Below are 12,422 nucleotides of genomic sequence, written 5' to 3' on the forward strand. Positions count from 1 at the left end.
AAGCTACGTTAAGCTTTATCCAATAAAAACACGATTTGGAGAATCGGCAGATAGGTAATGGAAACAAAAAACAAGCGGCGAGCGGCGGCATCACTAATTTCTCGCTTTAAGTAAAAGGCATGGCCCAAGAAAAGAAGTCCACCCAGCGTAGCGATGATGGCTGAAGCGATGCCCGTAATTCCTAACTCATAAGGAATCCAGCCTAGGGGTACGAGAAACAAGGTATAGCCAATGATAGCCCGGGCCGTTTTCGCTCCTTTGTCTCCTTTGTAGGGTAATAACTGAATTCCCGCCTGTTTGTAATCTTCATCGATCATCCAGGCTAGTGCCCAGAAATGCGGAAACTGCCAGAAAAACTGGATGGCAAACAGTACACCTGGTTCCCAACCAAATTGATTCGTAGCGGCTACCCAGCCAATCATCGGAGGTAAAGCTCCGGGAATGGCTCCTACGAATACAGCAATCGGTCCAGAACGCTTTAAGGGCGTATAGACAAACCCGTATAAGATGACCGAAAGAATAGCTACAATAGCTGAGCGAAAATTGAAGAAATGGACGAATAGAAAAAGACTGAACACAATCAGCAACAAACAATAGATCGTGGCCTCACGTACCGTCAATCGTCCCGAAGGTAGAGGCCGATTACGCGTACGTTTCATCAACGCATCGCTGTCTTTCTCGTAAATCTGATTGATGATGTTCGAAGCGGCTGTAATGAAGAATCCGGCGATTGTAATGAGGATTAGTTTCGCCCAGTCTACTTCTTTAACCGCCAAATAATAACCGAAGGCTCCGGACAAAGCAACAAAGCTACTCAGGCGATGCTTGAGTAATTCAACATATGCTTTCGCTTTTTCCTGCCAGGTAAGTTCTAATACACTCGTTTTTACTTCAGACATTGCTCGTTCCTAAGGCCGCTGAATACGAATCAGTCGATGCCGCTTTAATGGTACCGAACACACGTTCGGCATTCAGTAGTAAATAAGCTACAAATTGTACGCCCAGCATAACCAATGCCAGTGTAAGGTGTACGGGCTGTAAGTAAGCAGGAATGGAGAAGTACGCCATTCCTATACCCGTCAGAATTTCAACAACCACTAAAGCCAACATTGCTTTAGCGTAGGATTTCAGTAAGCCGTCCTGACGGGTAGACTGCCACAGGGCTTTGATAAACCAACCATGGACGAAAAGAACAAGTAGTGAAAAAGACCGGTGTACGTAAAACCAAAGCCCGGATTGACTAGCCTGTTCGATCCATTGGCTACGATTCTCGTAACCAATGCGGAAGATAACTTCATCAATCGCTTCACGTACCTGGGTACCCATCAAGACCTGAACTACCGACAAAGCAATAGCCCAAGCCAATACTCGATTCAGTAAGGGTTTGTTCTGTACCTTCTCTACTTGCGTTACCCGCGAATAGGCTCTGGCTACGGCGTAAATCAATACGAAAATAATGACGATTGCCACTAGCATATGGAGCGTAATGATCAAAGGCTTCAATTCGGTGGAAACCACTTTGGCTCCTAACCAGCCTTGAAAACCCATTAATACAAAGCTCACCAGCGAAAGCCAGAACAGCGAACGGTCTTTATTCCAGTATTTGAGTGACGTCAATAACGTAGCAAATACAAAAAGGCCCGCTAGTACGCCTACAAGTCGGTTTATGTATTCAGTCCAGGTTTTCACTGGATTAAACAGCACCTCCCCTTTGAGTTTGGCACCAAAGATTTCCTGATAATTTGCGGGTAATTGAGAGATATCCGTAGGTGGTACCCAAGTTCCGAAACATCGGGGCCAGTCGGGACAACCCATACCCGCTCCCGTACTTCGCACCACGCCACCTGCTACGACTACTAAGTACACAACAACAATCGTAGCAATGCCTAATTTTCTAAAGTTCATAGCGGCACGCTTGCTTCTACTAGGCAACAAAGATACAATCGAAATTATTCCCCCGATAAAAAGATTTCAATCCGTTGATTGGCTTGAATGCTAGAACGCATAAAAAAGAAAGGGCTCTGGAAGGAGCCCTTTCTTTTTTATGCGTTTGGTCAGCTACCGAATTAATGACCACCTGATTTGGCAGACACTTCTTTCTGGAAGACATGTAATTCTTCAATAGCTTTCTCTAAAGCAATTTGCTCCGTTTCTTCCGGTAAGTTAGACTCGGGCGTTGAAGAGAAAGGTACCGTTTGAGGAATATAGTCTTCTACTGCACCTGGTTTTGAATAATCGTAAGGCCAACGATATACGGCAGGGATAGGTCCTTCCCAGTTACCGTGACCCGGTACCACAGGAGCCGTCCATTCGATCGTGTTCGAACGCCAGGGGTTTTGTACGGACTTCTTACCCTTAAACATAGAGTAGAAGAAGTTCCAGGCAAAGAGACCCTGTGAAGCGAACGTAACGATAGCTGCTACACTGATGAACATGTTCAAATCAGCAAAAGAGTTCGTTAGATCGTACGTTGAGAACGAATAGTAACGACGGGGGAAACCGGCGATACCGATGTAGTGCATGGGGAAAAACACGCAGAATACCCCGATGAATGTAAGCCAGAAGTGAATGTAACCCAGCGTATCATTCATCATACGGCCATACATTTTAGGGAACCAGTGGTATACCCCAGCCATCAGTCCAAAGAAGGAGGCAGAACCCATTACTAAGTGGAAGTGAGCCACTACAAAGTACGTATCGTGTAATTGGATATCCAGAGCGGCATTACCCAAGATAATACCCGTAACCCCACCCGCAACGAAAAGCGATACCAGACCGATGGAGAACAACATAGCCGGTGTAAAGACGATGTTACCTTTCCACAGCGTAGTGATGTAGTTAAAGGCTTTTACAGCAGAGGGCACCGCAATGATCAGCGTCAGGAACATAAACACCGAACCCAGGAAGGGGTTCATACCCGATACGAACATGTGGTGAGCCCATACGATAAAGGCCAGTAAGGTAATTCCTAACATCGAACCAATCATGGCTCGGTAACCGAAGATAGGCTTACGAGAGTTCGTAGCAATAACTTCAGAAGTAATACCCAAGGCTGGTAATAATACGATGTATACTTCAGGGTGACCCAGGAACCAGAACAAGTGCTGGAACAGAATGGCCGATCCACCTTGCTGAGGCAACGCTTCACCACCGATGTAGATTTCAGAGATGTAGAAGCTCGTACCGAAGCTACGGTCAAAAATCAATAACAGAGCTGCCGCTAACAGTACAGGGAATGAAAGCAGACCCAATACGGCAGTCAAGAAGAATGACCAAATCGTCAGCGGAAGCTTGCTAAAAGACATACCCCGCGTACGCAGGTTGATAATCGTCGTGATGTAGTTCAAACCTCCCATCAACTGAGAAACAATGAACAAAGCCATCGAAATCAACCAAAGCGTCATCCCCATTCCTGAGCCATTAGAAGCCGTTGGAATAGCCGATAAAGGCGGATAAATTACCCAACCCCCGGCAGCTGGTCCCGTTGAAATAAACAGGGAAGCAAACATGATCAAACCAGCGACTAGGAAGAACCAGAACGAAAGCATGTTCAGGAATCCGGAAGCCATATCACGTGCTCCAATTTGTAAAGGAATCAAGAAGTTCGAGAACGTACCACTCAAACCTGCCGTCAGTACGAAGAATACCATGATGGTACCGTGCATCGTAACTAAAGCCAGATAGAATTCTGTTTCCAGTTTTCCTTCTGCATTGATCCAGTTGCCTAAAAGCCACCGCAGTCCATCCAGTTTCAAATCAGGAAAACCTAATTGAAGACGGAACAGAATGGAAAGCAATCCACCAATGAATGCCCAGATAATACCCGTTACCAGATACTGTTTGGCAATCATTTTATGGTCTTCCGAGAAGACGTACTTCTGGATGAAAGTTTGCTCGTGATGCTCATGCTCGTGCTCATGAACGTCATGAACGTCGTGATGATCGTCGTGAGTCAGTGCCATATCTTCTTTTTTAGTTTTTAAGATGCAAAATTAACGTAGGGAAGCAGTAGCACCCGAAGCAGCGGCCGTACTATCAGCCGGAGCTGCTTCTCCTTCAGGGGCAGACTCACCCGCGGGAGCTTCTTCAGCCGACTCCGTATACTTCATTGCTTTTGCTTTCAAACGAGCCGGTACACGATCCAAATAGCTAGTATTGGTAGCCAAGAAAGATTTCTGGGTTTTCAACCAAGCTTTGAAGTCGTCTTCTTCCAATACCACTACGTTCATTTTCATAGAGAAGTGACCCTGGCCACAAATCTCCGTACAGTTGAGACGATACTCGAATTTAGGATCGTTCGTCTCGGCTTTCATCTCGTCCGTTGTTTTCGTTGCCGTAAACCAGAATTTGGTAGGCATACCTGGCACCGCATCCATTTTCACCCGTAAGTGAGGAAGGAACACGCTGTGCAGTACGTCACGTGCACGAATTTTCAATAATACCGGCACCCCTTTGGGGAGGTACAAGGTATTGCTGATTACGTCATCAAAGGCTGCTTCATCAGAAAGATCAATACCTACTTCATTGGTAGCATCAATCAGTTTGTAGTTGTAGCTACCTAACTTATTGTCATCTACACCGGGATAACGAGCAATCCAGTTAAACTGCTTACCCGTTACTTCAATCACATACGCATCAGCGGGAGCTTCCGTAGTAATATCCCGCCAAACCCGCCAGCCCATGAATACCATGATTGCCATGATGATGGCCGGAATTACTGTCCAAGCCAACTCCAAGCGGTGATTCACGGGATAGAACGTAGCCCGACGTTTAGGATCGTACTGATACTTAAATGAGAACGCAAATAATAATACGCTCGTTAAAAAGAAAGCGGTGGTAACGATTCCCATGAACCACCAAAACATCGTATCGATCTCTTTACCATGAGTCGACGAAGGATCGGGCAGAAATTTAGGAGCCGCTTCCATAAACGACCATACCCCTGCAATGCTACCCAACACGAACACAATCGGCAACAGGGCCGCATTGATTTTGTTTGCTAATCCCGGTTCATTGCTAGCCGAAGGCGAAGCAAAACCTTTGGTGAATACGGACATCCGATTGAGTACTACCAAAGTAAGTACCAACAGAACGGCCGCCAGCAAACCAACGATATAAACCATGACAATCTTTGTTTTTGATACTTTTCTATTTCAGAACACCTAGGATAAATGCAACGTTCGGTTCGACTACTAAATATCGTGGTGAACGGCTTCTTCCAGCATGGGGTGGTTTTTAGCTACCAACGAAGCTTTCGTTAACTGAGCCGATATTACATAAATAAAGGCACTGGCAAAAAACAACGTCGTACCCCACTCAATCAAACCAAATCCTCCGTTTGCTCCTACCAGACCCGGCATCATCATTTGATAGAAATCGAAATAGTGAGCAATGATGATGGCAAAAGATCCTACTTTCAGGAATACGAAGTTCCGTTTTGCATCACGCGTCATGAACCACAAGAAAGGTACCAAGAAGCCCATGAACAAGTTGATGAAGAAGGGAGCTTTGTAAATTCCACCGTAACCACTGAAACGCTCTTTGTAGTAAATCGTCTCTTCTGGAAGGTTAGCGTAGTAAATCAGCAGAAACTGAGCAAACCATACATAGGTCCAGAAAATAGAGAAAGCAAACATGAATTTACCTAAATCGTGCAGGTGGTTTTCGTTTACTGCGGGCAGGTAACCTTTCTCTTTCAGAGAGATTACCGTCAACGTAGTAACGGCCAAACCGGTTACGTGCCAGGAAGCAAAGTGGTACCAGCCAAACATCGTTGAGAACCAGTGCGTATCAATAGACATCGCCCAATCCCATGCACTGGTAGAAGACGTTACGGCAAATACCAGAATGAAGATCCGAGATAGATACTTCATTTTGTACCACCATTCCGTACCACCAATCGCATCTTCCTGCTTAGACAAATTACGCAGGTACATCCACAACACATACCAAGAAGCTAGGTAAAGGACCGTACGGATTAAGAAGAAAGCATTATTCAGATACCAGCTTTTACCGGCAATGATTGCATCGTAATGCTCGCTTTCTGGATCCATGATGCCTTCATGACGCCAGTGAAAAATTTCATGACCAAAAACTAAATACAGAACGATCATGATCGCTCCCGAAAAAGGAATAAAAGCTGGGAACGCTTCAGGAATTCTTTTAATGATGGACGACCAACCTGCCCAGGATAAATACTGAATGGCTACGAAGAACATACCGATTACTGAAATACCGGTAAAGAATTCTGCGTTCATCCAAAGGTTACCTACGACACGCTTTGCCCACGCGGGTAAACCGTGATGAGCTTCGTGTCCATGAGCCGCATGTTCAGCATGCTCATGTACGTGATTAAGTCCGATTCCCCAACCTTTTGATAATAAAAACGCACCAATCAAAAGAGTAGCCAGACCTGCCAGCATACCGATAATCAGCTTACGCTTTGAAGAGGAGGTAAAGTCATACCATTCTTCCATCTCCGCTGGATCAAAATGGTGATTGTGCTCTGCCATTATACTTTCGTTATTCGTTATCAGTTGTTCGCTAATCGTCAATAAATCATTAACGATTTCCAGTTAACTCTTTAATAGATTAGGGTTCTTGCTGAAGTTTGTGCACGTACTGAACGATTTTCCAGCGATCTTCAGGTGATACCTGCGAACCATGCGGCCACATCCGGCCTTTACCGTAGGTAATGACGTGATAGATATGTCCGTCGTTCAGATTTTTCAAAGCGTCGCTCGAATACACGGGTACCCCGCCGTATTTCTTTCCTACTAAGCCATCCCCTTTACCCGTACCACCATGGCAGTGCAGACAGTAGCGACCGTAGAGTAACTCGCCTTGTTTCAATGATTTGTCAGTAGTCGCAATAGGATTCGAAAGAACTGCTTCTGACATGGCAATACTGTCAGCCGGAACATTCCGTGCGATCAGATCCATCCGCTCCAGTGCTGACACCGTCGTATCACCCAGCGTAGTCGTAAAGCTTTGCTGAGGAATAGTGCCTTTTACCGGTACCCGCATGTTCAGGTTACCTTTTCCTGTAGCACTGTTAATGGGGTTAGCATCAATTTGTGACAGGGGTTCGTAGCCCACGGGATAGTACATGTTAGGAGCAAATTCCCAGGCCTGGTGTTGAGGATCACGTTTCAGGGATGCCAGCAAAACCACCACAAGGGAAGCTGCAATCCACACAAACGGTAGGTATTTTTTCATTGTCCAATCAAGTTGATATTAACGCTCGATAGAGTGGCATCTGGCACCAGATGCCCTATCCTTTCACTTAGTCTTCTTCCTCAACAATTTCTTTTACATTGATTTCGATGGCACCAGTTTCCCGAAGAGCCTTCTCAATCTCCGCTTCTGATTTCTGGTTGGAAGCAGTATCGATAGCCATAACGAACTTATCGTCGGTACTACGCAAATCGAAAATGACCGCTTTATTACCCCACCACAATCCATTGGTAATAAAGAAGGTAAATACCATACCAAAGGCCGTAAACAATACCGTAAACTCAAACATCGGTGGAATAAAGTCCGGCAAAGCATAGTAGTCTTTACCCCCAATGTTCATAGGCCAGTCTAAACGCATGGTGTACAGCGTGAAGACAAACATCGTTATTAAACCCAGCGTACCGAACATAAAGGCAACTACCGGAATCCGAGTACGGGGATGGCCGATGGCTTTATCCAAGCCGTGTACGGGGAATGGAGTATACACGTCATGAATCTTGATGCCGCTGGCCCGTACCGTTTTCACGGCCGCCATCACCTCGTCATCATCATCGTACACTCCTACTAAAAATCTCTTGTTGGTATCCATGAGGATTGAATGCTTTTTCCTTGAATTGAGCTTATTCGGTTACGTGTTGTCCAGGTTTCTTCGAGCTGGGTTTCACTTTGTAAGGGAAACGCTCGGAAGAACTCTTCATTACTGCTTTTACTTCCGCCATGTTGATTACGGGTAAATACTTGGCAAACAACAGGAACAGCACGAAGAACAGACCGAACGTAAACACGTAATCCCCGATGTCAATCAGTGTCGGTGAGAACATCGCCCAGCTTGAAGGGATATAATCACGGTGCAGAGACGTTACAATAATTACGAAACGCTCAAACCACATACCAATGTTTACGACTACGGCTAAAGCAAATGTCCAAGTAATGCTACGACGGATGCCACGAATCCAGAACAGCTGAGGCGTAACTACGTTACAGGTCATCATCGCCCAGTAAGCCCACCAGTAAGGTCCGGTAGCCCGGTTAATGAACGCGTATTGTTCGTAACTAACTCCTGAATATGCGGCAATAAAGAACTCCGTGATGTAAGCGATACCTACGATAGAACCCGTAACGGTGATGATTTTATTCATCGTCTCGATGTGCTCAATCGTAATGTAATCTTGCAGTTTAAACGTCCAGCGTACAATCAGCAACAGGTTGTTTACCATGGCAAAACCTGAGAAGATAGCCCCTGCTACGAAGTACGGAGGGAAGATCGTCGTGTGCCAGCCTGGAATAACAGACGTAGCAAAGTCAAAAGATACGATCGTGTGTACCGAAAGTACCAGCGGTGTAGAAATACCAGCCAGGATCAGCGATACATATTCGTAACGAGCCCAAGTTTTGGTATTTCCATTCCAGCCCATAGCAAGCAAGCCGTAGATGTATTTGGAAACTTTGCTTTTGGCACGGTCACGAATCGTAGCTAAATCTGGAATCAAACCTGCATACCAGAACAAGCAGGATACGGAGAAGTACGTTGAAATAGCAAATACGTCCCAAACCAGAGGTGAGTTAAAGTTTACCCACAAAGAACCGTACGTATTAGGAATAGGGATACACCAGTAAGCTAACCAAGCCCGACCGGCGTGCATTAAGATGAAGCTAGCGGCACAAATAACGGCGAAGATCGTCATGGCCTCGGCTGCCCGGTTAACGGACGTCCGCCACTTTTGACGGAACAGCAAAAGAATCGCCGAAATCAGCGTACCTGCGTGACCAATACCTACCCACCATACGAAGTTGGTAATGTCCCAGGCCCAACCAACGGTTTTATTCAAACCCCAGTTACCCAAACCATCCCACCAAGTCCAGAATACCGAAACCGTACCCACGGCTAAAACCAGCGAGGAAATAGCGAAAACGATCTTCCACGAGGTAGTCGGTTTTCCTTCTACCTGCCGGCATACGTCCTCGGTAATGTCGTGGTAGGATTTTCCACCTGTCACCAAAGGAGGCCTTACAACAGCACTGACGTGTGACATATTTCTAAATTTTCAGAGTTTCTATTGAATAATATAATCCCTTCTGACGGGCCGAAACTCGTCAGAAGGGATGAGAAATCGGTTACGCGTGTTCTTTTACTTTTTTATGCTCGTGACCTTCTCCGTGACCTTGCTCTTTTTTGTTAGGAGCTACGGAATCGGCGAAATCTTTGTTACGTACTTTCGTCAGATAACTGATTTGGGGCAATACGTTGATTTCTTCCAGCATGGTAAAGGCACGTCCCTCTTTTTCTACCGCCAGCAGTTGAGAAATGTTACTTTCCGGATTGTTCATGTCACCAAAAACAATCGCTCCTGTGGGGCAAGATTGCGAACAAGCCACCTGTACTTCATTCGCGTAAGGTCTGCGACGCTCTTTCTTCGCTGCCAGTTTGGTAGCTTGGATACGCTGTACGCAGAAAGAACATTTTTCCATTACCCCACGGCTACGAACCGTAACTTCAGGGTTGATGACCATTTTACCCAGGTCATTGTTGAAGTGGTAAGGGAAACGATCTTCGTCAAAATATTTGAACCAGTTAAACCGGCGTACTTTATACGGACAGTTGTTGGCACAGTAACGCGTACCGATACAACGGTTGTAAGTCATTTGGTTCAGACCCTCGTTGCTGTGCGTGGTAGCCAATACCGGACATACCGTTTCGCAGGGAGCATTCGAGCAGTGCTGGCACAGCATGGGCTGGAATACAACTTCTGGATTTTCAGCCGCTGATTCCAACGTTTTCAATTCCTGGAATACGCCTTCGTCTTCCGTGGGTTGTACCGATGAATAGTAACGGTCAATGCGAATCCAGTGCATTTCACGACGCATTACTACTTCTTTACGACCAACTACCGGTACGTTGTTTTCCGCCTGGCAACTTACTACGCAAGAACCACAACCGGTACACAGGTTCAGGTCAATGACCATTCCCCAGCTGTGATTTTGTTTTTCGTGACCATTCCAGAGCGAAATGTCGCCAGGACTTTTGCTTCCTTCGGAGGTAGCAATTTTCGGTTGGAACCGTCCTGCTTTAACATTCTCCTGATATTGAGCCAGTACCGTTTCCTGTACCACAGACTCACGAGCCATAACGGTGTTGTGCGTCTGCGTTTGAGCAATACCCCACTTATAGGTTTTACCCGTTGGCGTTACTTTAATTTCAGCACCCGCTGAGTTAATCCAAGGATAAATGTTTTTACCAACACCATCCGCTGCTTTACCCGCTTTTTGACGACCGTATCCAATCGCGATACCAACCGTATCAACCGTTTGGCCGGGCTGAATTAATACGGGAAGTTCGATGGCTTCTTTACCAGCGATCTCCAGCGTTACCAGATCATTCTGAGCTACACCCAGTTTATCCGCCGTTCTCTGCGAAATCGCAGCGTAGTTATCCCACGTAGCTTTCGAAATCGGATCGGGACATTCCTGTAACCAGGGGTTGTTGGCTTGTGAACCCGTACCCATGGAAACTTTTTCATACGGCATGAATTCGATCACCGTAGAAGAAGCTTTGTAGGCACCGCTGATTTTGCCCAAGGCCGTCAGCAGGTCTGACGTTACTGCCGGAGCAGCAGCCGTTGTACCTTTAGCGGGTTCGAATACCCCTTCGTACAAGGCTTTGTTCCAGGCTTCTTTACTTCCAGTTTTCAGGATGTTAGTCGCCCAGTTTTTCGTCAGAAACTCGTAGTAATCAGCGTTCTGTCCAGCCCAGGTTAATAAAGAAGACTGAGCCTGACGCGTACTGAAGATCGTTGAAATCGTCGGCTGAATGATCGAGTAGAAACCAGGTTTGGGTTCTGCATCACCCCATGATTCCAGGAAATGAGAATCTGGAGCAACGTACTGACACAGCGAAGCCGTTTCATCAGCCCGATCCGCAAACGATACGCTTACCTTCGCCCGTGAAAGAGCATCGGCGATTTCTTTGCCGCGGGGGCTATCGTATACTGGGTTAGCACCGTAGAAGATTACCGCGTCAACCTGTCCACCTTTCAATTCATTAACAAACGTATTGAAAGCGGCATCGTCACCTTGTTTGTAGTTGCTCGTACCGGCAATCGTCGTACCGTAGTTACCTAAAACCTTGTTGATTTCAGCCACTACTGTTTGTACGTTCGGATCATTTGAACCCGACACAACTAAGGTCGTACCCGGAGCAGCTGCTTTCAGATCTTTTGCTGCTTTTTCAAGGAATTCAATTTTCACATCGGCCGTGCTGGCTGAACCACCTACCAGACGCAGCAGCGTAGAAGCTACTAATCCGGATTGAGAAGGTTTCACCCGTCCACGGTAATCAGCATTGGAAGACGTCAACGTCATCAGCGTACTAAAATCGTAGTGACGTGACATTTGCTTATTGCCATTTTTCGCCGAAGAAAGACGACGACCTACGGCCCACTGCTTCGAGAATTCATCCGGAGAAATCCAGCTACCCAGGAAGTCAGCGTCTAAGCTTACGATTACTTTCGCTTTGCTGAAATCAAAAGCGGGTAATTGGCCACCGTGTACCTGCGTGAGTCCGTATGCCGAGTTCGGATCATACGACACGTGTACCGTTGAAGGATATTTCGCCTTGAACGTTTCGATAACGGCTTTCGTAGTCGGACTTAAAATCGTGTTGGATACAATCCGGATATTGCGAGCAGAGGCTAAAGCCGCTACTACTTCTTTATCCAAAGCATCCCACTCAATTTTCTTGCCCCCCTTTTGGGCCTCTTTTAGCTTCTCATTGTCGTATAAACTCAATACGGAAGCCTGTACACGCGTACCGGTTCCGCCTTGGGATACACTTGAATTCGGGTTACCTTCAATTTTGATGGGTCGTCCTTCGCGAGTTTTTACCAGGATGGCACTGTAATCACCCCCATCTACATACGAAGAAGCGTACCAGTTCGCAATACCGGGCTCAACGTCTGAAGGTTTATTTAAATAAGGAATGACTTTCCGTACGGGAGCTTCGCAGGCAGCCAGCGAAACCGCTGCTACGCCAAAGCCCAACATTTTCAGGAAGTCACGGCGGTAGGTTCCTCCTCCGTCGGTAATGTCTGATGAATCAGCAAATTCGCGATGAGCGTTTTTTACGAACTCGGGATCGTTTCGTAACTCCTCAATTCCTCGCCAGTATCGCTTCGTAGTATTTTCCATTC

General features: G+C 46.3%; 9 protein-coding genes. All 9 read right to left on the reverse strand.

The window, feature by feature from the left end; genetic code table 11:
* Positions 1-8 precede the first annotated feature (8 nt).
* Positions 9-899: a heme o synthase gene (cyoE, locus tag C5O19_RS23070; RefSeq protein ID WP_104715745.1), complete on the reverse strand. Its 891-nt coding sequence runs from the start codon at positions 897-899 to the stop codon at positions 9-11.
* Entirely contained in the window at positions 892-1,905 is a 1,014-nt protein-coding gene (locus C5O19_RS23075; protein ID WP_104715746.1) for a COX15/CtaA family protein, read from the reverse strand. Before C5O19_RS23075 ends, cyoE begins: the two co-directional genes overlap by 8 nt.
* 161 nt (positions 1,906-2,066) lie before the next feature.
* Positions 2,067-3,962 (reverse strand): cytochrome c oxidase subunit I, encoded by a 1,896-nt coding sequence (locus tag C5O19_RS23080; protein ID WP_104715747.1) that lies wholly within the window; start codon positions 3,960-3,962, stop codon positions 2,067-2,069.
* A 30-nt stretch (positions 3,963-3,992) separates the two neighbouring features.
* Positions 3,993-5,123 (reverse strand): cytochrome c oxidase subunit II, encoded by a 1,131-nt coding sequence (locus tag C5O19_RS23085; protein ID WP_104715748.1) that lies wholly within the window; start codon positions 5,121-5,123, stop codon positions 3,993-3,995.
* A gap of 69 nt (positions 5,124-5,192) precedes the next feature.
* Positions 5,193-6,512, reverse strand: coding sequence for a quinol:cytochrome C oxidoreductase (locus tag C5O19_RS23090; protein ID WP_104715749.1), 1,320 nt, complete (start codon positions 6,510-6,512; stop codon positions 5,193-5,195).
* A 79-nt stretch (positions 6,513-6,591) separates the two neighbouring features.
* Positions 6,592-7,218 (reverse strand): c-type cytochrome, encoded by a 627-nt coding sequence (locus C5O19_RS23095; RefSeq protein WP_104715750.1) that lies wholly within the window; start codon positions 7,216-7,218, stop codon positions 6,592-6,594.
* Positions 7,219-7,285: 67 nt separating this feature from the next.
* Positions 7,286-7,825 (reverse strand): DUF3341 domain-containing protein, encoded by a 540-nt coding sequence (locus tag C5O19_RS23100; RefSeq protein WP_104715751.1) that lies wholly within the window; start codon positions 7,823-7,825, stop codon positions 7,286-7,288.
* A 31-nt stretch (positions 7,826-7,856) separates the two neighbouring features.
* Positions 7,857-9,269 (reverse strand): NrfD/PsrC family molybdoenzyme membrane anchor subunit, encoded by a 1,413-nt coding sequence (gene nrfD, locus C5O19_RS23105; protein WP_104715752.1) that lies wholly within the window; start codon positions 9,267-9,269, stop codon positions 7,857-7,859.
* Positions 9,270-9,351: 82 nt separating this feature from the next.
* Complete coding sequence (locus C5O19_RS23110) at positions 9,352-12,420, reverse strand: TAT-variant-translocated molybdopterin oxidoreductase (protein WP_104715753.1); 3,069 nt, start codon at positions 12,418-12,420, stop codon at positions 9,352-9,354.
* Positions 12,421-12,422 lie beyond the last annotated feature (2 nt).

The sequence above is a fragment of the Siphonobacter curvatus genome, from assembly GCF_002943425.1.
Classification (GTDB): domain Bacteria; phylum Bacteroidota; class Bacteroidia; order Cytophagales; family Spirosomataceae; genus Siphonobacter; species Siphonobacter curvatus.

Bases quoted from the DNA above. Each gene is read 5' to 3' on its own strand.
- cyoE (WP_104715745.1), bottom strand. From the start codon at position 899: ATGTCTGAAGTAAAAACGAGTGTATTAGAACTTACCTGGCAGGAAAAA.
- C5O19_RS23075 (WP_104715746.1), bottom strand. From the start codon at position 1,905: ATGAACTTTAGAAAATTAGGCATTGCTACGATTGTTGTTGTGTACTTA.
- C5O19_RS23080 (WP_104715747.1), bottom strand. From the start codon at position 3,962: ATGGCACTGACTCACGACGATCATCACGACGTTCATGACGTTCATGAG.
- nrfD (WP_104715752.1), bottom strand. From the start codon at position 9,269: ATGTCACACGTCAGTGCTGTTGTAAGGCCTCCTTTGGTGACAGGTGGA.
- C5O19_RS23095 (WP_104715750.1), bottom strand. From the start codon at position 7,218: ATGAAAAAATACCTACCGTTTGTGTGGATTGCAGCTTCCCTTGTGGTG.
- C5O19_RS23100 (WP_104715751.1), bottom strand. From the start codon at position 7,825: ATGGATACCAACAAGAGATTTTTAGTAGGAGTGTACGATGATGATGAC.
- C5O19_RS23090 (WP_104715749.1), bottom strand. From the start codon at position 6,512: ATGGCAGAGCACAATCACCATTTTGATCCAGCGGAGATGGAAGAATGG.
- C5O19_RS23110 (WP_104715753.1), bottom strand. From the start codon at position 12,420: ATGGAAAATACTACGAAGCGATACTGGCGAGGAATTGAGGAGTTACGA.
- C5O19_RS23085 (WP_104715748.1), bottom strand. From the start codon at position 5,123: ATGGTTTATATCGTTGGTTTGCTGGCGGCCGTTCTGTTGGTACTTACT.